Annotated in this window: 21 protein-coding genes; 10 read left to right on the top strand and 11 right to left on the bottom strand. The window is 66.0% G+C overall.

The genetic code is table 11. From position 1 onward, the window contains the following. Nucleotides 1-4: 4 nt before the first annotated feature. The 3 genes from QOJ24_RS20535 to QOJ24_RS20545 are packed head-to-tail and all read right to left on the bottom strand — an operon-like array spanning nt 5 to nt 1,688. Nucleotides 5-505: a nitroreductase/quinone reductase family protein gene (locus QOJ24_RS20535; RefSeq protein WP_526264573.1), complete on the bottom strand. Its 501-nt coding sequence runs from the start codon at nt 503-505 to the stop codon at nt 5-7. Nucleotides 506-553: 48 nt separating this feature from the next. Further along, nucleotides 554-958: a hypothetical protein gene (locus QOJ24_RS20540; RefSeq protein ID WP_526264575.1), complete on the bottom strand. Its 405-nt coding sequence runs from the start codon at nt 956-958 to the stop codon at nt 554-556. A gap of 37 nt (nt 959-995) precedes the next feature. Beyond that, entirely contained in the window at nt 996-1,688 is a 693-nt protein-coding gene (locus tag QOJ24_RS20545) for a guanylate cyclase (RefSeq protein ID WP_526264577.1), read from the bottom strand. A gap of 27 nt (nt 1,689-1,715) precedes the next feature. Here QOJ24_RS20545 and QOJ24_RS20550 point away from each other — a divergent pair, with 27 nt between their 5' ends. Next, nucleotides 1,716-1,883 carry a hypothetical protein gene (locus QOJ24_RS20550; RefSeq protein ID WP_526264579.1) on the top strand — a complete coding sequence of 56 codons (168 nt, stop codon included), beginning with the start codon at nt 1,716-1,718 and terminating at the stop codon, nt 1,881-1,883. Nucleotides 1,884-1,983: 100 nt separating this feature from the next. Here the strand turns inward: QOJ24_RS20550 and QOJ24_RS20555 are convergent, their stop codons facing one another. After that, on the bottom strand, nt 1,984-2,769 hold the full coding sequence (locus QOJ24_RS20555) for an adenylate/guanylate cyclase domain-containing protein (RefSeq protein ID WP_526264581.1): 786 nt from the start codon (nt 2,767-2,769) through the stop codon (nt 1,984-1,986). Nucleotides 2,770-2,791: 22 nt separating this feature from the next. Here QOJ24_RS20555 and QOJ24_RS20560 point away from each other — a divergent pair, with 22 nt between their 5' ends. Next, the gene (locus QOJ24_RS20560) at nt 2,792-3,748 is read left to right on the top strand and encodes a hypothetical protein (RefSeq protein WP_526264619.1); all 957 of its coding nucleotides are present in this window, start codon (nt 2,792-2,794) and stop codon (nt 3,746-3,748) included. Here QOJ24_RS20560 and QOJ24_RS20565 read toward each other — a convergent pair. Together QOJ24_RS20565 and QOJ24_RS20570 are read right to left on the bottom strand one after the other, a co-directional pair. Beyond that, nucleotides 3,745-4,119, bottom strand: a complete 375-nt coding sequence (locus tag QOJ24_RS20565; RefSeq protein WP_526264583.1) for an SgcJ/EcaC family oxidoreductase — start codon at nt 4,117-4,119, stop codon at nt 3,745-3,747. The two genes, QOJ24_RS20560 and QOJ24_RS20565, sit on opposite strands and share 4 nt — an antisense overlap. Then, nucleotides 4,116-5,543: a purine-cytosine permease family protein gene (locus QOJ24_RS20570; RefSeq protein ID WP_526264585.1), complete on the bottom strand. Its 1,428-nt coding sequence runs from the start codon at nt 5,541-5,543 to the stop codon at nt 4,116-4,118. The genes QOJ24_RS20565 and QOJ24_RS20570 overlap by 4 nt, the downstream gene beginning before the upstream one ends. Before the next feature lie 91 nt (nt 5,544-5,634). On the opposite strand from QOJ24_RS20570, the gene QOJ24_RS20575 reads away from it, so the two are divergent. The 3 genes from QOJ24_RS20575 (at nt 5,635) to QOJ24_RS20585 (ending at nt 10,055) form a co-directional block, all read left to right on the top strand. Then, a complete protein-coding gene (locus QOJ24_RS20575; protein ID WP_526264587.1) occupies nt 5,635-6,246 on the top strand; it encodes a TetR/AcrR family transcriptional regulator in 612 nt (203 codons plus the stop codon). A 117-nt stretch (nt 6,247-6,363) separates the two neighbouring features. Then, entirely contained in the window at nt 6,364-8,982 is a 2,619-nt protein-coding gene (locus QOJ24_RS20580) for a helix-turn-helix transcriptional regulator (protein WP_526264589.1), read from the top strand. Between the two features lie 335 nt (nt 8,983-9,317). Next, the gene (locus QOJ24_RS20585) at nt 9,318-10,055 is read left to right on the top strand and encodes a TMEM165/GDT1 family protein (protein ID WP_526264591.1); all 738 of its coding nucleotides are present in this window, start codon (nt 9,318-9,320) and stop codon (nt 10,053-10,055) included. Nucleotides 10,056-10,113: 58 nt separating this feature from the next. On the opposite strand, the gene QOJ24_RS20590 is transcribed toward QOJ24_RS20585, so the two are convergent. Both QOJ24_RS20590 and QOJ24_RS20595 read right to left on the bottom strand, forming a co-directional pair. Next, the gene (locus tag QOJ24_RS20590; RefSeq protein ID WP_526264593.1) at nt 10,114-13,068 is read right to left on the bottom strand and encodes an aminotransferase; all 2,955 of its coding nucleotides are present in this window, start codon (nt 13,066-13,068) and stop codon (nt 10,114-10,116) included. Beyond that, the gene (locus QOJ24_RS20595) at nt 13,065-13,919 is read right to left on the bottom strand and encodes an alpha/beta fold hydrolase (RefSeq protein ID WP_526264595.1); all 855 of its coding nucleotides are present in this window, start codon (nt 13,917-13,919) and stop codon (nt 13,065-13,067) included. Before QOJ24_RS20595 ends, QOJ24_RS20590 begins: the two co-directional genes overlap by 4 nt. A gap of 106 nt (nt 13,920-14,025) precedes the next feature. Here QOJ24_RS20595 and QOJ24_RS20600 point away from each other — a divergent pair, with 106 nt between their 5' ends. Both QOJ24_RS20600 and QOJ24_RS20605 read left to right on the top strand, forming a co-directional pair. Further along, nucleotides 14,026-14,631, top strand: coding sequence for a TetR/AcrR family transcriptional regulator (locus tag QOJ24_RS20600; protein ID WP_526264597.1), 606 nt, complete (start codon nt 14,026-14,028; stop codon nt 14,629-14,631). 60 nt (nt 14,632-14,691) lie between these two features. Next, nucleotides 14,692-15,165 carry a VOC family protein gene (locus QOJ24_RS20605; protein WP_526264599.1) on the top strand — a complete coding sequence of 158 codons (474 nt, stop codon included), beginning with the start codon at nt 14,692-14,694 and terminating at the stop codon, nt 15,163-15,165. Nucleotides 15,166-15,175: 10 nt separating this feature from the next. On the opposite strand, the gene QOJ24_RS20610 is transcribed toward QOJ24_RS20605, so the two are convergent. Further along, nucleotides 15,176-15,754 (bottom strand): TetR/AcrR family transcriptional regulator, encoded by a 579-nt coding sequence (locus QOJ24_RS20610; RefSeq protein WP_526264601.1) that lies wholly within the window; start codon nt 15,752-15,754, stop codon nt 15,176-15,178. 95 nt (nt 15,755-15,849) lie between these two features. Here QOJ24_RS20610 and QOJ24_RS20615 point away from each other — a divergent pair, with 95 nt between their 5' ends. Beyond that, entirely contained in the window at nt 15,850-17,436 is a 1,587-nt protein-coding gene (locus QOJ24_RS20615) for an AMP-binding protein (protein WP_526264602.1), read from the top strand. Nucleotides 17,437-17,445: 9 nt separating this feature from the next. On the opposite strand, the gene QOJ24_RS20620 is transcribed toward QOJ24_RS20615, so the two are convergent. After that, nucleotides 17,446-17,598: a DUF7156 family protein gene (locus tag QOJ24_RS20620; protein ID WP_526264604.1), complete on the bottom strand. Its 153-nt coding sequence runs from the start codon at nt 17,596-17,598 to the stop codon at nt 17,446-17,448. 50 nt (nt 17,599-17,648) lie between these two features. Further along, a complete protein-coding gene (locus QOJ24_RS20625; RefSeq protein ID WP_526264606.1) occupies nt 17,649-18,569 on the bottom strand; it encodes a spirocyclase AveC family protein in 921 nt (306 codons plus the stop codon). A gap of 56 nt (nt 18,570-18,625) precedes the next feature. On the opposite strand from QOJ24_RS20625, the gene QOJ24_RS20630 reads away from it, so the two are divergent. Both QOJ24_RS20630 and QOJ24_RS20635 read left to right on the top strand, forming a co-directional pair. Further along, nucleotides 18,626-19,183: a MarR family winged helix-turn-helix transcriptional regulator gene (locus QOJ24_RS20630; protein WP_526264608.1), complete on the top strand. Its 558-nt coding sequence runs from the start codon at nt 18,626-18,628 to the stop codon at nt 19,181-19,183. Continuing rightward, nucleotides 19,180-20,337, top strand: coding sequence for a phosphotransferase (locus QOJ24_RS20635; protein ID WP_526264610.1), 1,158 nt, complete (start codon nt 19,180-19,182; stop codon nt 20,335-20,337). Before QOJ24_RS20630 ends, QOJ24_RS20635 begins: the two co-directional genes overlap by 4 nt. Nucleotides 20,338-20,350 lie beyond the last annotated feature (13 nt).

Raw genomic sequence — 20,350 nt, forward strand, 5'->3', positions numbered from 1 at the left:
GGGGTTAACGCGCAACGAGGCGAAAGACGGGAATGGTGCGTCCGACGGCTGAGGTCTTCTCGAGGTAGTCACGCCAGCCGGCGTAGACCTTCTCGGCGAGTCCGTACAACCGCGTGTATTCGTCGGGGTCGGTGACCTCGGTTGCGATGAACGGTTCGTCGCCGAATTCGCACTGCGGGTTGGCCTTCAGGTTGTAGTACCACTGCGGATGTTTGCCGCCGCCGTAATTGGAGGCGGTCAGGATCGGGTCGGGGCCGTCGTGGAAGTAGGTGAGCTGATGCTCGCGGCGTTGTCCGGTTTTGGCGCCCGTGCTGACCAGTGGCGCCGTCGACGGTCCGCCGAGGACCCAGGGATAACGACCGCCGGTCGCGCGGAACAGCCACGGGTCGATGCGCGGAAACACATTGTGCGCCAGAAACTGACCTGGCCCCGACCGGCTGAACGTTTCCATGGCCGTATACCAGCGGCTGTGTTTCTTGTGTGGATCCACGTAGTGCAATGGCATGGCCGGACGATAGCGCCGCAAGAACGTTCGACGACCCGATTCGCCAACTCAATGACGGGGAAACGCGCTGCCGGCCACGACTTGCACATGAAGCGACAGCGGGATCCGCTCCTCGTGATCCTCCAAGCGGACCGTGTAGACGTGCATTCCGCCGTTGGGCTCGATCGGCAGCGCGATGGGCGGCGTCACCATGAACGCGATCCGGCTGGGCACGGTGAAGTACGACGACCGTGCCGGTGTCCACTGCTGACCCGTCGGTCCCGTCGCGTCGATGTGCAGACCGAACTGCTTACCGCGATCCTGCCTGCTGACCTCGCAGAACACGACGCAACGTGTCGCGAACGCCGTCGACCCGTCCGCGACGGCAGTCGAAGTCCAGCATCCGCCCGTCACGTTGAGCATGTCGTCAACCACCTCTGCGTGGTTGGCGAAGAAGGCATTGGTCAGGCGCATCCCACGAAAGCTATCGCATCGGCCACGTCGGCATCGACTAACCGAGTACGACGGCGATCTCGTCGGTGAGTTTGTATCCCTGCGTCAGCGGCAGCAGATCACCGCTCCAGAACTTGCCCGGGTCGAACCAGCTGGTGTGTTTCTCGGTGGTCAGCAGGCCCATCTCCTCGTAGGTGACCGCGACGGTCTCGGCGCAGTAGGCCGTCTCCAGCCCGTTGCGTTCGTCGGCCCGCCTCCGCCGAGCGGACTCGCGAACTCTCTTGTCCAGGAATGGGATACCTCTGGTCCAATCCGCCGACGTTGGAACCCGGCCGCGAAACCAGCGCCCGGTCAGCCGCGCGGTGCTGGGGAAAGGCGTGCCGTCCATCCGGGCGATCACGCGCAACACCTGGTCCTCCTGCTCACGGGTCGCGTCCGGGCTGAGCTGGCGCAACCAACAGCGCTGGCCGTAGTTGTTGATCCAGCGCTCGACGGCGGCGCGCGCGTCGTTGAGTTGTACACCGCGGTGGTTGGTGCCCGTCCACATGTCGAGCAGCTTGTCGCCGAGTTCCGCGTGCCACATCAGCGGCGGCATGTCGTCGATCGCGACCGTCATCCCGACGTGGTTGACCGGCGCATTGGTCATCGTTTGGATCGCCCGATCCGGCCCAGAATCGCCGCGGAACAGCCAGATATCCCCGGTACGGGTCTCGTTGAGGGCGCGCTCGAGGGTGACCGTGTTCGCATCCACGACCGCAGCTTAGGCACACTGACGGTCATGCACAGCATCTGGAAGTGGGTCGGACTGGCCGGTGTCGCCGGTGTCGTGGCCGGCGGCGCGCTGGTCGCACGCGATCAGCGACGCCGCAACTCCTACACGCCCGAGGACATCCGCGCCCGGCTGCACCAGCGGCTGGCCGAGTCCGAAGATCGAGAGGTCAACTAGCGTCAGCACCATGTCATGGCCGCGCGATGAGGTGCTTTTTCGGGCGCAATCCGTGCTCGCTCGCGCGATCGAAGGCCAGGTGCAGCGCTGAGCGGCAAGCTCAGGCGACTTTTACCGCGTACAACCGGTGCCGGCCCGAGAAGCCCTTGAGCTCGACTTCGTTTCCGTCGTCGAATGAGATGTCGTCGCCGGCGATTGCCTCGCGCACCGGTTCGCTGACCAGAGTCTGGCCGCCGTCGGCGTACGCCGCCACGCGCGCGGCCATCGCGACATTCCTGCCGAACAGGTCGTCGCCGCGGCGCACCGACTTGCCCACATGGATGCCGATGCGCACCTTGATTCCGTTGGGACGCCGACGAAGTGCCCGTTGCACATCGACGCTGCACCGCACCGCCTGTTCCGGCTCGGCGAAGGCGATCATGAACCCGTCGCCCTGGCTCTTCACGACGTGACCGTGGTGGCTCTTCACACACCGCCGAATCATCTTGTCGTGCCTGCCGATCAGCCGCACCCAAGCGCGATCCCCGATGCGCTCGTTGAGAGCCGTGGACTCCTCGATGTCGGAGAACAGGATCGCGACCTTGCCGTCGGGTGCCAGCCTCGCGAGGTCGGGACGTTCCACCTCGGCCCAGTCGGCGAGGTCTTCGATCGATGAGGCGACCGCGGCGCCGAACCCCTCCTTGCGGATGATGTTCGCCGTCTGCCACACCGTCTTGACGGCCTCCCGCCCACCGGACAGCAGCGCGTTGCGGGCGTCGACCCGGCTGCGCAACTCGTCGGCCTCGCGTCGGGACCGGTTGAGCTGGACCCCCAAAACGGCGATCGCGACGGCTTCGACCGCAGCGACGACCGCCAGCACGTAGGTGGCGATCTGCGTACCTGTCACCGCTCAAGTATTGGATGCTGGTCTGGTGAAGCCGCAGCCGCCCTACTACGAGAGCAGATTCGTCCGCGCCAACCATCCCGGTGGTGCACAGGCGCTGTGGCTGCGCTCGACGCTGCTGCTTCCCACGTCGGGCTTGCCGGTCGCCGACTCGTGGGTGATGGTGTTCGATCCGGACGGGGCGGGCAATCGGGCGCTCAAACAGCCGTTTCCGATCGACCAGTCCGAATTTCGATACGACGACTGGACCGCGCGCGTCGGCCCGACATCCATCGACGATCGGTCGGCGCACGGGTCGGTGACCGGTCCGCAGAGGTCAGCGACCTGGAATCTGCAGATCGCTCCGGGCGACGAGGCGCCGGTCAAACTGCTCACCGACCGCGGGTACAAGGCGAAGTTCCCGACGGCCAAGACGATGGTTCGCCATCCACTCGCGCGGTTCGACGGCAGCCTGGAGCTCGACGACGTCGCTCTGCGCGTCGACGGCTGGACTGGGAGCGTCAACCACAACTGGGGCCGTCGCCACACACCCGCCTATGCATTCGGTCAGGTGTGCGGGTTCGACGGGGAGCCGGGATCGAGCCTGGAAATCGTGACCGCGCATGCGGCGGTCGGCCCCCTCTCACTGCCCGCCGCCACGCTTCTCGTCCTTCGCCATGACGGCCGAGAAGTGGCGGTGCGTTCGGTGCTGGCGACTCGCCATTCGCGTGCTGAGTACCTGCCGTTCAGCTGGTCATTCGGCGCCCGCGTCGGCGATGTGACCGTGGACGGCGAGATGACCGCGGAGTCGCGCGACGTGATCGGGCTGACCTACACCGACACCGGCGGAGACACAAAGTTCTGCTACAACTCCGCGCTCGCGACCTGTCGACTTCGATTGTCCGGCAGCGGGATCGCCGCGACCGAACTCGTCGCCAGCCGGCGCGCGATGTTCGAGATACTCACCACCACCCGCAACGCCGACGTGCCCCTGCTGGCCTAACCGAACTGGCTGGTGACGGTCGCCATGTCGAAGTAGTCCCGCCAGGCCTTGATCTGACCGTTCTCGATTTCGAAGACCCCGGTGACCGGCAGTCGTATCGGCTGGCCTTCTTTGCGCCGCATCACATCGGTTCGCTCGTTGATCACCAGATCGCCATCGCTGACCTGCCTGTGCACCTGGAAGTCGATACCGTCGAATCCCGCCGTGAACCCGGCGATGAACTCTTGGATGGCCTTTCGGCCCTGCACCGCCTCCATCGGGATGTTGTGGTAGATGCCGTCTTCGGTGAAGTAGCCGGCCAATTCCTCGGGGTCGGCGGTGGCCCACTTCTTGCAGAATTCGGTGACCAGTTCGTCGGCTGAGCGCGTCATGCCTCGATGAAACGCAGGGACGCGCAGTAAATCAAGCCCGCAAGGGCCGCGGAACCGATCGTGCTCAGGTCCACGCCACCGGCGATATCGGCGAGCGGTCCGACATAGAGCGTGGTGTTCACGGTCAGCAGCCCGAACGTGGCACCGACCACCCATGCGATGACGGCAGGCATGTTCCAGCCGCCGGTGAACCAGTACCGGCCGCCACGACGCCCATGCGCGAACGCCTGAAGATCAACGGGGTCATAGGCTTTCGTGCGCAGCGCGCCGATCGCCAGGATTGCTACCCACGGCGTGATGAGGGCATTGAGCGCAACGGTCATCGCGGTCACCGAGTCGATGGCGTCGAACACGAACACGCCGACGTACAGCAGGGCGATGGCGACGGCCGCGGTGATGATCGTGGTCTGCGTCCGCTTCATTCGTGGTGCGAGCCCTTCTAGATCCAGCCCGCTGGCGTAGATGCACAGCACGCCTTGGCTCATGCCGCCGAACAAGGAGATCACCACAATGGGCAGGACGTAGGCGGCAGGTGACGCTGCGACGAGGTCGTCGACGTAGGAGTCGGTCGGGTTCACGAATGTCAGCGCGGTGAACGCGCCGAACAGACTGGGCAGCAGCACGCCGATGAACATGCCAATTCCAAGGGCCGCGCAGATGTGCTTGTCGCTGAACCGGATTGGTGAGATGCGTCGCGTGTAGTCGCCGATGGTGGGCCCGTAGGAGATCGGCGCGGCGGCGAAGAGCACGGCCGAAAGCGCCCAGGTCTGCCAGAAGCCGCCTAATGCGTACTCGCCGCCCGACCCGCTGGGGTTGAAGCCGTCGGCGAACGCGAACACCCCGACGATCATCAGCCCTCCGACGACGGGCACCACGACCTTCTGGATGGCGATGATGGTGGCGTGGCCGTAAAGCGCGACGGTCACCATCAGCGCAGCCACCGCCGCGTATGCGACGGCGTGCACGATGTCGCTCTCCGGCGTGTCGAGCAGGCGGTGTCCGGCGGCGACCAGGGCGTCGCCGCTGGTCCACACGGTGACCGCTGCGAAGGCCAGCGCGATTGCCAGAGCCAGACCCGAACCGATGAACCGGCCGCGGATACCGAAGAAGGCCCCGCTGGAGACAGTCATGTTGGTGCCGGTGCGGGGTCCGATGATCGCCGTGGGCAGCACTGCCAGGGTGCCGACCGCGGTGCCGACGGCCATCGAGGAGACGGTCTGCCAGAAGCTCAGGCCGAATAGGATCGCGAAGGCGCCGAAAACGACGTTCGTCCACGTCAGGTTGGCGCCGAGGAACACCGCCGACAGGTTGCGCGGCCCAGAGTCGCGGGCCTCTTCGGGCAGGTATCCGACGCCTGAGGCTTCGATCGCACCGACGCGGTCCTCAGCGGGTTCGACGGCTGGGGTGGACAGGGTAGCGGTCACTAGCTACTCGATTCGACTTGTTGATGGGGAGTTCAATAGTGTTGATGTAGTGTTCAATAAGAATCGGGATTCGTCAATAGAAGGACGGGAATTGACCCTCCACATGCGGGACGCCAAGCGGAAGCTGCCTGCCGAGCGGCACGGCGAAATCCTGACCAAGGCGGTCGAGATCAGCGCCGCCGAGGGTCTGTCCGCTGTGACCCTGCGCCGCGTCGCCGCCGATCTCGGCGTGACACCCGGCCTGGTCAGCCATTATTTCTCGTCCGCTGAGCAGCTCATCACTGCGGCGTTCACGAGCGCCGCGGTCGCCGATCTGGCCAACGCCCGGTCGCTGGTCGCCGCGGCCTCGACACCGACCGCCAAGATGGCCGCGCTGATGGACTATGTCCTCGATGAGTCCAGCGAGGACGCCAGCGCGTTGTGGCTCGACGCGTGGAGCCTTGGTCGGCGCAATGTCGCGCTGGCCGCGGAGGCCAACAGGTTGACCGACGAGTGGCTCGCGTGCCTCGGCGACGTCGTTCGCCTGGGCGTCGGCTCGGGTGAGTTTCAGGTGGCAGACCCTGATATTGCGGCACGGCGGCTGCTGACCATGATCGACGGGCTCGGCGCGCAGATGGTGGTGCGAGCCGTCCCGGCCAACGAGGCCAAGCACATTGCGCGGTCCTATTTCGGGTCAGAACTGGGGATCGACAGCAACGATTGAGCGAACCCGCTATTTGCGTCGTCAATTACCGGCCCCGTCAGCGGCGGAGCCCTATGCTTAGCGCGTAAAACAGTCCATGACCGGGGAGGGGTGCATGGCCTGCGCGGAGGCAGCAAAATGACCGGCGATCTGCTGACAGGGCGCGACAGCGAACTGGGCGTGATTCGTCGTGCGTTGAGCGGAGCGGGCAATTACTGCGGCGTCGTCATCTGCGGCGCGGCGGGCGTCGGCAAGACCCGCCTTGCTCGAGAGGTGGTGGCCCGCGCACAGGCCGCAGGCGAGCGGACGAACTGGATCACCGGCACCGAGTCCGCCCGCCCACTGCCGCTCGGCGCGTTCACGGGTTCCATCGCCGAGACGGCCTCTGGGTCGATGCCTGATGTCGGCCGCCTCATCAATTCCTTTGTTGCACAGCAACGTCAGGGCAAGGTGCTGATCGGCGTGGACGACGCGCACCTGCTCGACGGCCTGTCGGCGCACGTCGTGCACCAACTCGCCCAGACGCGCGGTCCACGGCTGGTCGTCACCGTGCGCACCGGCGAGGCCGAACCCGACGCCGTTACCGCGTTGTGGAAGGACGGCCTGCTGGCCAGGCTGGATCTCGCACCGCTATCGGAAGCCGGAACGCGCAGCCTTATCGAGTCGACTCTCGACGGAGCGGTCGATGCCCGCAGCGCGCAGCGGTTCTGGAGGCTCACCGGGGGCAACGCCTTGTTCCTGCGGCAGCTCCTGACGGATCAGATCACAGCGGGACGGATGCGGCAGGTCGCCGGGGTGTGGATGTGGGACGAGCGGGTTGCGGTGTCCCAGAACATCACCGATATGGTCGGCCGCCAATTGGGTGAGCTGTCCGACGGCATGGCACTCGTTGTCGACACGTTGTCGCAATGTGAGCCGCTGGCGGTCGATGTCCTGTGCGAGGTGGCCGATCGCGCCGATCTTGAGGCCACGGAGCAGATGCGACTGGTAACCGTGGAGCGCTCCGGTAACGAGCGCATGGCGCGATTGGCACACCCGCTTTTCGGAGAACTCCGGCGGGCCGGGGCCGGGGAGATGTACCTGTCCCGGATTCGGGGCAAGCTGGCCCAGGGACTGGCCAAGAAGCCCGACGCCGACATGCAGTCGACCGTGCGGCGCGCCCTTCTCACGCTCGAGTCGGACCTGTCACCCGATCCTGAACTCTTCGTCGAGGCCGCACGTTTCGCGATGACGCTGCTGGATCTCGACATGGCGGACCGATTCGCCGCCGCCGCGGTATCGGCGGGGGCGGGCGAAGCGCCCGGCGTTCAGGTGATGAGCCTGGTGTTGCATGGTCGCGGCGACGACGCCGAGAAGTTGCTCAAGGAGATCACCGCCGACGGCAACGAGGACGCGCACCGATGGTCGACGGTGCGTGCTGCGAACCTGATCTGGATACTCGGTAGGCCTGCCGACGCGGCGGCCATCCTCGAGGGTCTCAGTGAAGGCCCGGAGTCGCCGAACCAAGCCGCCTCGCGGACAGCGGTGGAGGCGTGTGTCGACGCGGTGTACGGCCGTTGCCAGTCGGCAGCCGAAAAAGCCACCGCTGCATTGAATTCGGAGCAACTCGGAGACTTTCACGCGATGATGGCGTCGTTCGCGTTGGTGATGTCTCTCGGTGCGCTCGGTCGCGGCGACGAGCTGGCGGCCGTCGCCGACCGTGCGCTCGACCGTGCGTCGACGTCCTTCCAAACGGCACCACTGCGATTCTGGTTCGGCGGCGTCTTCGCCCGCGCGTGCAGATTGACCGGGCGCATCGACGACTGCGCGAAAGTTGCGAAGCAGATGGCCGACTCCGTGAACGACGTACCCGGGCTCGCCTACGCCAACCTGGTCTTCCTGCTCGGCCAGTCCGACCTGATGCGTGGGCAGCTGCCCGGAGCGGTCAAGCTCCTGCACGAGGCACTCGCCGGCGTTGAGCATCACGGCATCACAACGGGCTTGCGGCCCGCGACCTGCTTCGCACTGACCGAGGCGCACGCCAAGCTCGGCGAGTCGGCGGAAGCGAACGCAGCACTGGAAGAGGCGCGGGCCAACGTGCCGGACAACTACGTGTACATGCACACCGCCCTCGCGATCGCGACCGGATGGGCGCTGGCGGCGGGCGGATACCTGTCCGACGCGGTGACGACCGTCCGCGACGCCGCGGCGAAGGCACGCGACCGTGGTCAGCCAACCCATGAACTGATCTGCCTGCAGGTGGCAGCGCAGTGGGGCGATTCCACCATGTCGGACCGGGCCCGCGAGCTCGCGGGCGAGCTGTCTCTGCCGTTGGCGGATGCCGTAGCGCGCCATGCCGAATCGCTCACCGCCAAGGACGGCGAGGGCCTGTTGCTGGCGTCCAACGACTATCGGGCGCTGGGTGACCGGGCGGCTGCCGCCGATGCGGCGGCGCAGGCGGCGGTGGCCTTCTCGCATAGCCAGCAGCGCAGACGCCGGCTGTATGCCGCCGCGATCGCGCAGGGGTTGTCCAATGAATGCGGTGGCCTGAGCACCCCCGCATTGCGCAGCCCGACCGGTCATCCGCTGACTGAGCGGCAGCGCGAAATCGTCGAGCTGGCCGTCGCGGGAATGTCCAATAAGGACATCGCGAAAAAGCTGTACATGTCGGTCCGCAGCGTGGAGGGACACCTGTACCGCGCATGTCAGCGCGTCGGCGCCAATTCACGTGAGGAACTGGCCGCCATCATCCGAAAGGGTCCGGCCGCAACGGATTGACGTCGCCCATATCGCCGTTGCGGCAACACTCGCGACCGAATCAGGGTACCCGAACTATTCTTACCGGTAGCTCAAAATTATTGTGCGAGAGGCGATCTCGTCCGCGTCGAGTTGCAAGCGCGGACAGGTATGCGTAGCATGGCTAACAGCGAAGGGGAGTAGCCCCCAATCAGGTAATCGACATACTGGTGCCGCGGGTCACACCGCACAGCCCGGTTACCTGGACCGGCGTAACGGCCGGTGGGCGAGACCTTCGGCCGTATACACCGAATCGGGTGCCGGCCGGAGGAACTGACTTTCTCCGAGCGGCAGCCACACAGAACAGGGAGTCGTGCGTGTTCGCCGCCGTGCTGTTGAGCTTCGCCGTCATCTTCGTCGCAGAGCTCGGGGACAAGTCGCAGCTGATGGCGATGACGTTTGCGCTGCGGCATCGGTGGTGGGTGGTGCTCGGTGGCATCACCGTCGCGACCACTGCGGTTCACCTCATCTCCGTCGCGGTCGGCCACTACCTGGGCGCTGCACTGCCCACGCACCTGCTCGGCATCCTGGCTGGGGTGGCATTTGTGCTGTTCGGGCTGTGGACGCTGCGCGGTGACCGGCTCAGCGATGACGAGGCAACCAAGGCTCAGCGCTCCACCGCACCCGCGTTTCTCGCGGTCACGTCTGCGTTTCTGCTCGCCGAGCTGGGCGACAAGACCATGCTTGCGACGGTCACCCTCGCGGCGGACAACGACTGGGTGGGGGTGTGGATCGGTTCGACGCTCGGCATGGTCGCCGCCGACGCATTGGCCATCCTGGTCGGCGCGATCGCGGGCAAGCATCTGCCCGAGCGGCTCATTCAGATCGTCGCGGCGGCTGCGTTCCTCGTCTTCGGCGTCTTCATGCTCGTCGACGGGCTCGTCCCGGCGTTGCCGGGTGTCGTCATCGTCATGATCGCGATTTGCTCGGTCCTGCTACTCGGCGCCATCGTTCGCGCCCTGCCGCCTCGGTTCCAGCCGCCGGTGATGCGCCAGGCCTCGCGATCGGCATCGGACGAGAACCCAGAGCCGGCTGGCGCGAGCAGACGCAAATAGCCCATTTTCCAACCCTTTACGGGTACTTTTGCGTCTGCTCGCGATGAGAAGGTGACCGCTAGAACCCTTCGGTGAGCACGCGGTCCAGCGCGTCGACGTAGAAGTCGGCCGCTTCGGTGTCGATACACAGCGGCGGCTTGGTCTTGAGGATGTTCATCTGATCGCCGGTCGGCTGGATCACCACACCGAGTTCGAGCATGCGGTCGCAGATCGCCGCCGTCTCCTCGACGGCCGGTTCGAGGGTGTCCCTGTCGCGGACCATCTCGACGCCCAGGTACAAACCGACGCCGTGCACGGTGCCGATGATCGCATGGTTGTCCTGCAGCGCCTGCAATCTCGTCTTCAGGTGGGCGCCCACCCGCGCGGCGTTCTGCTGCAGCCCCTCGTCGCGGAGCGCGTCCAGGACGGTGATGCCGATCGCGCAGGACAGCGGGCTACCGCCGGTGGACGAGAAGAAATAACCCTGGCTGGAAAACCGGTCGGCGATCGCGCGGCTGGTGATCACCGCGCCGAGCGGCGACCCGTTGCCGGTCGACTTCGCGACCGACACGATGTCGGGGACGACGTTCTGCTGTTCGAACCCCCAGAACCAGTTGCCGAGCCTGCCGTAGGCGACCTGCACCTCGTCCGCGATGGCCAGTCCGCCGCAGGCGCGCATCGCGGCGTACACCTGCTCCAGATACCGGTCGGGCAGCGCCATGCCACCCGCATTGCCGTACACCGGCTCCGCGATGAAAGCAGCGGGTGCGCGGCCGTCGGCGGTCAGGCCCTCGATCTGGGCGACCGCCTCCGCCGCGTACCGGCCGGCGTCGGCGCCGCGGAACTTACCGCGGAAGCTGTTCGGGGATTCCACCGTATGCACCCAATCCGGGCGGGTGGCAAGCGCATTCGGATTGTCGGCCATCGACGTGGAGACGGCGTCGGTGGCATACGTCCATCCATGGTATGCCTCGCGCACCGCGACGAGATCGCGTCGGCCCGTAGCCGCCATCGCGAGCCGCAGCGCCAAATCGCTTGCCTCCGAACCAGAATTGACCAGAAACACGGTGTCCAGCGGTTCGGGCAGCATCGCGGCGAGGCGCTCGCTGAATTCGACCACCGCCTCGTAGTTGAAGCGTGAGTTCGTGTTCAGCCTGCGCAGCTGCCTGGCCGCGGTCTCGGCGACCCGCGGATGGGCGTGGCCCAACACAGTGACGTTGTTGACCATGTCGAGGTAGCACCGGCCCGCCGTGGACATCAGGTGGTGGCGCCAACCCCGCTCGATCTGTGGCGGTTTGGCGTAGTAGTGCTCCTGTACCGGCGCAAAGCTCTCGTTCCGACGGGCCAGCAGATCATCGGCGCGATGGGTGTCTGGCATATCGGGCAGGCCGAGCACTTGGCGCGGGTCGCGGCTGAGCGCCAGCCAGCCCCTCGACAGTTCGGCGGTCGTCAGTGTCGGCGCGGGTGGTGCACCGACAGGTCGCACGCTGACTTCGGCCCACCGGCCCGACGCGACCTCGGCGAGCGGGTCACCGGCGCGAACCCGGGTGCCCGGCCCAGGCAGCGGGGTGACGCCGGACAGGGTCAGCTCGTATTCGCCGCCTCGAAGGGCGACGCTGCCCGCACTGCCGTCGACCACGTCGCCGTCCCACGGCGCGACGGCGCGGGCGTCGACATCAGACCAGATGTTGATGCCGGTCGGCACCACGTCGGGACTGTCCTGGCTCAGCGGCGTGGCCCGGCTCAGTCGGGGCTGGCCGAAGCGGGTGACCACCAGTGCGGCGCCGTCAGCGATTGCCGCCCGTGCGAGTTCGTCCTCCACGTCGGTGCGCAGCCAGCCACCGGGCACGAACGCCGAGTCGTACCCGTCGGATTGCGAAGACAGGTCCAGGGTCACCACGCCGGCCGGGTCGATGCCGCCGATGAGCGGGGTGTCGACGACGACGCGATCGGGCTCAGCCGCCAGCCCGAGGTCGGCCTTGATCAGTGCGGTCATCACGTCGACCGGGATTGATGACGCCTGCTCGAACATTCGTATCTCGCCGTCGGTCTGCTCGGTGACGTAGGCGTTGCCGGGGTCCAGGGCGGCCTGCTGCGCGCCGCTGACGATTAGCACCGCGGTGCGCAGCACCAGCAGCGGCCACAGGACGTCGGCCTCCTCCGCGCTCAACGGCCGGACGGCGTGAAATGCCCGCACTCCCGGAAGGATCGACGTCGGATCGCTGCCCGCGTGGCCGAGCACCGATGACACCGCGATCGCCAACTCCGACACCGCCCAGGAGTGCGACAGGTCGCCGAAGTCGATGACGCCGTCAGGGTGCGCCCCGGCCGCACTGCGGGTCACGACGACGTTGGCGTCCGTCAGATCCAGATGTGTTGCCTGCCGCGGTAGGCGCTCGGCGAGTGGGGATATCCGCGACCACGCGCTTGACGCGGCCTCGGCGACCTTCGCGCGTTGCGTGGAGTCGGTGACGTGGGGAAGCAGTTGCGCCACAACGTCGGCGCCGTATTGCAGATCCCACTGCAGGGCCCGGTCGAGCCCGGGATGGCTGAAGTCGGCCAGCGCGAGACTGACGCGACCCGCCACTTCGCCGAGACCCGCTACCGCCGCGGGCGGAAGGTAGCCGGAGTCGAGCAGCGTGCCGCCGGGCAGATAACGCAGCAGCCGGACGTAGGCGGTCTTGTCCAGCAATCCCGTTATCACCGTGCATTTTTCACCCGCCAGGTTGGGCAGCGGCGCAGCGACGCGCAGCGACGGCTCCGCCTCGGCGATCAGGTCTGCCGCGGCGTCCTGGGCTTCCAATTCCGTCGCGTTGAAAGCCGGATTGGCGATCTTGAGCACGCCGAGGATGTGATCGTTGGCGTCGTAGACGATGAAGTTGCAATCCTGGTTGCTGCCAAGCAGTTTGGCTCGCGCCGTCACGCCGTAGTGCTGCGCGAGGATCTCCTCGGCCTGCGCTTCGGTGACCTGAGGGCCGGGCAGCTCAGGCTCTTCGAGGAAGTTGAATCCGACAGTGCGGCGTGGGGTACTCACCGGTTGACGAACTGGACCACGACTTCGCTGAACGCGTCGTTGTCGTCGCCTGCGGCTGTGTGCCCGGCGCCCGAGAGCTCGACAAACTCGGCATCGGGCACCTTCTCCAGGAAGTCTTTGACACCCTCCTCGCTCACCACGTCGGACAGCCTGCCCCTGATCAGCAGGATCGGGATGGTCAAGGCCATGACGGCATGTTCCAGCTTCGCCACCCGAACGAACTTGTCGTCGGCGGGAACGGTCAGAAACGCCGGATCCCAATGCCAGAACCAGCGTCCGTCACGCAGCCGCAGGTTCTTCTTCAGCCCCTCGGGACTGCGTGGCTTTGTTCGATACGGCAGATACGACGCGACGGCTTGCGCGGCGTCGTCCAGTGATTCGAAGCCGTTCAGACCGCTGGCCATGAAGTCGCGAATACGGGCGCTTCCGTCCTTCTCGTACCGCGGCACGACGTCTACGAGGACCAGCTTCGTCACCTTCTCCGGTCCGGCTTCGTGGGCGACAGGCATCGCCGTCATCCCGCCCATGCTCGCCCCGATCAGGATCGTCGGCCGACCGATCTGGTCGAGCACCGCGTGCGTGTCGGTGCACAGCGCGTCGACGGAGTAGTTCGCGTCGGGCGCGCGGTCGCTGTCGCCGTGGCCTCGAGAGTCGAGCGCGACCACGTGCAGACCTTGATCGGCGAGTACCTGGCACGTGTTCTTCCACGAGTAGCGGTTCTGCCCACCACCGTGCAGGAACAGCACCGACGGTCCCGTCGAAGTTGCCCGATTCCACTCATCTGCGATGAGAGTGAGGCCGTCGGCACCCCGAAACTTCACTGTCTGCAACTCGCTTTGGCCAGCGCTCACGGACGTCCTCTCGACCTATCCCCGCGATCACGTTACCCAGGGCGATACGGCCGTTGGCAGACGGTGGGCTAACTCCGGAACACCCCTGTCCCTAGACTCTGCGCTCGTGCAGCCAACGTCACCGAACGCCGATGATCGCCAAGGCATCATCGACGCCGCTTACGGCTGCCTGTACGAGCCGCACAGCGGACCCATTCCCGTCGCCGCGATCCTCGACCGCGCAGGGCTGTCCACGCGAGCCTTCTACCGGCACTTCTCGTCGAAGGACGAGTTGTTCCTGGCGATGCTGCGGCAGGAGGCCGATGCCCTGGCCGACCGGCTCGATCGCATCACGGGCGAATCGTCCGGCAGTCCGGCCGAGCAGCTCGCAGCCTGGGTCGAGATGATGTTCGACCTCGCCTACGACCCGCAGCTGCGAATGCATCTCACCGTCATCGACTCGGATGAAGTCCGCGCGGCCAAGGGCTACCGCGAGACGCGTGAGCGCCTGCACGCCGCGCGCGAACGCTCGCTGGCACGGGTCTTAACGCGCGGCCGCGACGACGGGTCGTTTCCGCTGACCGATCCCGCCCGGGATGCCGTCGCGATCAGCGCGGTGGTCAGCCGTGAGCTGACGATATCTGCGCCCGGCGATGCGGCAGAACTGCAGCGCGCCAGAGCCCGCGTCCTCGACTTCGCGCTGCGGGCGTTGGGCGGCCGCCGACCGCACTAGATGAGTTTTGGGGCGCGGGGAGGTCTGCATTGCAATAACCGCCTAGAAAGGAATCACCCGATGCCGGCCATCACAACCTCGCTCTGGTTCGACAACAACCTGGAGGAAGCCGCGGAGTTCTACACCTCCGTTTTCCCGAACTCGTCGATCGAGGAACTCCACAGGAGCGCCGACGCCGGGTCGGGTGACCCGGGCGACGTGCTGTACGGCGTCTTCGTGCTGGACGGCACCCGGTTCCTCGGGATCAACGGCGGCCCGCACTTCCAGTTCTCCGAGGCCGTGTCCTTCATGATCGGATGCAAGGACCAGGACGAGGTCGACTACTACTGGGATCGGCTGGTCGAAGGGGGCGAGGAATCGCAGTGCGGATGGCTGAAAGACCGCTTCGGGCTCAGTTGGCAGGTCACCCCGGATCGGTTGTTCGAGCTGCAGAGCGATCCAGACCCGGCCCGCGCCGCTGCCGCGAACAAGGCGATGATGGGAATGCGCAAGATCATCATCGCCGAGCTGGAGGAAGCCGCCGCGAACGCGTAGGGCCGGTGCCTCAACCTTTCAGGCGCGCGATCCACTCGATCGTCGCGTCGCTTATCGGTGGGACATCGGCGACGTCGTCACACATCGCGACCATCAGAGACGCCTCCGACATGATCGCGATCAGCACGCGCGAGAGCAGCTGACCCCGCTTGGAGGAGTCGACGTCCAGCACACCCATCCAGCGGTGGAAGAAGGCCAGTGTGTTCTTGCGACGGAGTCCTTCGAAGTCGACCGGCACGTCACCGGAGGCCATCATCATCGCCGCTCGCCGGTTCTCCCATATCGCGTGCAGGTAGGCCCGCACATGCGCAGCGAATGCCTGCTGGCTGTCCAGCTCGGTGGCGTCACGGGCGGCTTCGGCAACGCGGAGCTCGACGTCTGCCGACAACCGGTCGTAGATCGCCAGGAACAGCTCCTTCTTCCCGCCGAAATGGTGGTAGATGCTGCCGATGCTGGCGCCTGAATGCTCGACGATGTCAGCCATCGTTGCTGCGGAGAAGCCACGCGCGCTGAACACGGCGGTCGCCGCGTCGAGGATTCGCAGCTGGGTGGCGTCGGTTCTCGCCCAACGCCGCGTAGGCGTCGTCATGGGGACACGGTAGCGCTTGTCGGTCGGTGCGGATGATTTCCTGACGAGCGCTGGCGGTCGAGCGATTGGCGTCGGCGATCTCATAGCATCGTTTGGTGCCGTTCGAGTACACCGCATTGCGTGACCGGTGGTATCGCGACGGCTGGTTCTCCGACCGGACCTGCCTGGACGAGCTTGAAACCGGCGCACGCGAACACGGGTCGACTCCGGTCGTATTCGCCACCGCCGACGCGGTCGACACGGCGACGGTCGGTGAGATCCACGAGCGCGCCCGCACGCTGGCGGCGGCGCTGCAGGGCCTCGGCACCCGCACCGGGGATGCCGTGGCGGTCCAGTTGACCAACCGGGTCGAGTGCGCCGTCGCCTACCAGGCCGTCTTGCTGTGCGGAGCGGTGCTGGTGCCGATCGTTCACATCTACGGCGTGGCCGAGGTCGGGTTCATCCTCGCCCAGTCCGGCGCACGGGTGCTCATCGTGCCCGAACGCTTCCGCTCAACCTCCAATTTGCAACGCATACCGGAGTTTTCGCGCATCGACAGCCTGCATCACATCATCGTGGTCGACGCCAAGGAGGGCGACGGATACCTTGCGTGGTCGCATGTGCAGACAGCGGGGGACTATCAGCGACCATCCGTGTCCGCCGACGTAGTCTGCCTGCTGCTGTACACGTCGGGCACGACATCGGCGCCGAAAGGCGTACAGCACAGCCACAACACCGTGCTCGCCGAGCAACGAACCCTGCCTGCGCTGATCGCCGGGGCAGCCGACGACGTGTCGCTGGTGACGTTTCCGCCGGGACACATCGCGGGAGTCGGCAACATGTTCCGGCCGATGATGTCGGGCACCCGTACCGTGTTTTTGGACGGATGGAACCCCGTCCGCGCGGTCGAACTGGGCCACGAATACGGCGTCACCTCTACTGCGGGTGCGCCCATCCACCTACAGGACCTGCTCGATCTGGCTGATACGGGTGTCCCGCTGCCCGCGCTGCGCGAGTTTCTCGTCGGTGCAGCACCAGTCAGCGAGGAACTCGGCAGGCGGGCGGCCGCGGCCGGTATCGCCACGTTCCGTTCCTATGGCGCCACCGAGCATCCCACTGTGACGGGCGAACACGCGGGTGAAGCCGAGTGGGCGCGGTTGGCCACGGACGGCAAACCGATGCCCGGTTCGTCCGTGCGCATTCTTGGACCCGACGGGATCGAAGCGCCGGTGGGCGCCGACGGCGAGGTCGTCATCCAAGGGCCCGAGCAGTTCGTCGGTTACCGCGATGCCGCTCTGAACGCCGACGCCTTCACCGCCGACGGCTGGTTTCGCACCGGCGATCTCGGTCACGTCGATCCGGCCGGCCGGCTGACCATCACCGACCGCATCAAAGATGTCATCGTCCGCGGCGGCGAAACGATCTCGTCGGGTCAGGTCGAAGAGGTGCTCAATAACCACCCTGCGGTGGCCGAAGGTACGGCGGTGGCAGCTCCCGATGCCCGGCTGGGTGAGGTGGTCGCGGCCGTCGTCGTCCTCAAACCCGGTGTGGCACTTGACATCGAAACGCTACGAGAACACTTCGCGGCGGCCGGGCTGGCCAAACAGAAAACACCGGAGCGGCTGGTGTTCGTCGATGAGCTGCCGCGTACGGCGCTGGGCAAGGTGCGCAAGGCCGAGCTTCGCCGCATGCACTTCGGCTGACGATGGCCGCTACAGCGTGATGACGATGCCCTGGGTGAGAGCAACGACGACGCCGAGCAGCATTATGAACGCGATGGATCCCCCGACAAGCTTGGCCGTTTCGCTCCACAGCGCCGCAGTCGTCTGCGGAGGCAGGAAGAACTCCGCGGGAAGGTCTTTCATGCTCACTCGCTTTGTCGGATGTGCAGTCACTTCTGTGATGTCCTCACGGCTCATGGGATGTACGGGCTGTCGGCACCAGTCAACGCGCGCAACGCGACCAGCGGCAGCACCAGCAGGAAGGCGAAGCTCACCTGAAATCCGATGAACCAGGCGCCCAGCCGCATCAGCTCGAACCGCCATCGCGGAATCGTGACGTCGTAGTTGAGGTACGCATCGAACTCCTGCTGCTTGGACAGGGTCACCGACTTGGTGGCGACGGCGAGGCTTCCCAGCCCTGCCGCGTCGGCAGCCGCACCGGTCGAGAGGGGTTTTTTCGGCACGGTGAAGCGGTCGAGCCGGCAGAACCGTTCGAGGTGGTTGAGACCCCGGATCGGCGGTTTGCCGGCCCAGTAGGCGATCAAATTGGGCCAGGTGCACATGACCCCGATGGTCCATAGCAGGGTGATCCGGCCACCGCTGTCCCATTCGAGCACAGGTCCGAGGCCCGGGTCGTAGGTCCACCAGCCCATCGCGGTTGCCGTGCCCTCGACCAGGAAGTCCCAGATGTAGTTGACCGGAATGGCCAGTACGACCATCGACTTCAGCATGCTCCACCCCGTGCGCGATGACACCCACTGACTCAGCCACAACACCAGCAGTGCGTGCACACCCCAGTAGACGGCGTAGGCAAACGGCATGAACAGCGGGTCGTGCGGAGTCTTGAGCGGCAACCAGTCCAGCAGGTGGTGCTCGGCGAAGGTCGGGCTGTAGAAGAGCATCTGGCCCCAGTCGCCGATCGTCTCCATCCAGTACACGGCGATGCTGTTGAACAGGAACAGAAAGCCCCAGGTGAGACGTCTGCGGCGAACAACGTCGGCGATCGCCAGCACGATGAAGATGCTCCCGGCGATCGGGAGTCCCCAGTTGAAGAACCACACGCCGGACGGGTCCGCGGTGGCGGGCGGGATGAGTTCCTCGGCGGCGAAAAGCATTGGCGACCTCGTTATCGCGGGATATAGTGAAGATAGCTTCACTAAAATTCGCTGTGATGTCAACCGTGCGGGCGGCCGCCGATGAAGGGATGACAGTGAGCGCAGAGCCCGCCGGTCCCGGCCACCCCGACGAGCGGCAGGTGCGGGAGTTCCAGTCGGATTCGCTGCAGCGGCATGCCATCGAATTCGGTGAATGGATGGTGCGTGCCAGCAATAGCCGCGCACACGCGTTGGGCCACAAAGGCTTACGTCCCGCACATGCCCGTCTGATGGTCTTTCTCGGTTGGGACGGCAGCCGTATCACCGATATCGCGAAGGCTCAGGACGTCTCCAAGAACGCCGTCGGGCAATTGGTGAGCGAACTCGAGGAGCTTGGGTACGTCGAGCGGGTGCCCGACCCCCTCGACGGTCGAGCGAAGATCGTCCGCTACACCGAGACCGGCGTCGCACTGATCGGCGATGCGGCCGTCATCGGCGATGCGCTCAACGCCGAGATCGAGAACATCATCGGTCCGCGGCGGCTCCGCGAACTGCGGTCGATATTGGCCGACATCTGCCATGGGCTCGGGCTCGGGCATGCACTGGACTCCACAGGGGCTGAGGCAACTCGATGAATCTCAGCAATGTGTTGGTAACCACGCGCGCAGTGGCGGAGCTCGCTGCGTCGGCCTCGCCGTGGGTGCCCACGCGCGGACCGTCGAAGGCGTCGGACGTCACGGCCGAATGGCTCACCGCGAGATTCGGGTTGCGTGTTGCCGGTGCCGTCGCGTTGGCGGCGACGTCGCTCGGCGGCACCACCGGGACGACGGATCGGCAACGGCTGGCGGTGGAATGGAACGAGGTCGGTAAACGGGCCGGCTTGCCTGCCAACATCTTCGTCAAGAGCAGTCCATTGACCGCCAAGAACAGGGGAATGGTTGCCGCGCTGGGGATGTCGAACAACGAGGTCCGGTTCTATCAGCAGATGGCCGACGAGCTTGTCGGTGTGTGTCCAAAGGCCTGGTACTCCTACGCGGGGACGGGAGCGCGGTTCCTGATCGTGCTCGACGACATCGTTGCCAAGGGTGCGCGGCCATACGCGCTGGTCGATCGCTGCGGGATCGAGCACGCGAGGGGACTGGTCGACGCATTCGCCGAACTGCACGCCATGTTCTGGGAATCGCCTCGGTTCGGCGGCGACCTGAATTGGGTCCGGACATGGAGCGCGCGGCCCGGCAATGCCGTATTGAAGTGGTTCTACCAACGCGGCAGGCGCGGTGCGTTGAAGCTCGATCGTGCGGAAGCGACACCGGCGGTGCATGCCGTGTCGTCCGCGCTGACTGCGAACATCGACGCCTACTATCTCGAGTTCGAGGCGGGCCCATTGACGCTGCTGCACGGCGACTCGCACCTCGGCAACACCTACTCGCTGCCGGACGGTCGCTCGGGTCTGCTTGACTGGCAGGTCATTTGGCACGGTCCGGGTCTGCGTGAGATCGCCTACTGGATGATCACCGGTCTTGATACCGATATGCGCCGCGCCCATGAGCGAGAACTGCTCGAGCGCTATCTCGACGGTCTGCGCCGGAGCGGAGTCCCCGAGGTGCCGACCTGCGACCAGGCGTTCGAACGGTACAGATTGTTCTCCGCCGAAGCGTGGGACGCCACGGCGATGACGATCGCGTGGCCGGGACTGCAGGCGCCGGAAAACGCCGAAGCGGGTTGGCGGCGGGCCTGTGCCGCCGTCGAAGACCTCGACACCGCCCGCGCGGTCAATTCACTTCGCTAGGGCATTGCTCAAG

Origin of the sequence: Mycobacterium sp. (genome assembly GCF_032159775.1) — a bacterium.
In the GTDB taxonomy this organism is placed as follows: Bacteria; Actinomycetota; Actinomycetes; order Mycobacteriales; family Mycobacteriaceae; genus Mycobacterium.

Excerpts from the sequence above, each read along its gene's own strand:
- QOJ24_RS20635 (WP_526264610.1), top strand. The coding sequence starts at position 19,180 with ATGAATCTCAGCAATGTGTTGGTAACCACGCGCGCAGTGGCGGAGCTC.
- QOJ24_RS20610 (WP_526264601.1), bottom strand. The coding sequence starts at position 15,754 with ATGACGACGCCTACGCGGCGTTGGGCGAGAACCGACGCCACCCAGCTG.
- QOJ24_RS20535 (WP_526264573.1), bottom strand. The coding sequence starts at position 505 with ATGCCATTGCACTACGTGGATCCACACAAGAAACACAGCCGCTGGTAT.
- QOJ24_RS20550 (WP_526264579.1), top strand. The coding sequence starts at position 1,716 with ATGCACAGCATCTGGAAGTGGGTCGGACTGGCCGGTGTCGCCGGTGTC.
- QOJ24_RS20620 (WP_526264604.1), bottom strand. The coding sequence starts at position 17,598 with ATGAAAGACCTTCCCGCGGAGTTCTTCCTGCCTCCGCAGACGACTGCG.
- QOJ24_RS20630 (WP_526264608.1), top strand. The coding sequence starts at position 18,626 with ATGTCAACCGTGCGGGCGGCCGCCGATGAAGGGATGACAGTGAGCGCA.
- QOJ24_RS20540 (WP_526264575.1), bottom strand. The coding sequence starts at position 958 with ATGCGCCTGACCAATGCCTTCTTCGCCAACCACGCAGAGGTGGTTGAC.
- QOJ24_RS20580 (WP_526264589.1), top strand. The coding sequence starts at position 6,364 with ATGACCGGCGATCTGCTGACAGGGCGCGACAGCGAACTGGGCGTGATT.
- QOJ24_RS20625 (WP_526264606.1), bottom strand. The coding sequence starts at position 18,569 with ATGCTTTTCGCCGCCGAGGAACTCATCCCGCCCGCCACCGCGGACCCG.
- QOJ24_RS20565 (WP_526264583.1), bottom strand. The coding sequence starts at position 4,119 with ATGACGCGCTCAGCCGACGAACTGGTCACCGAATTCTGCAAGAAGTGG.
- QOJ24_RS20605 (WP_526264599.1), top strand. The coding sequence starts at position 14,692 with ATGCCGGCCATCACAACCTCGCTCTGGTTCGACAACAACCTGGAGGAA.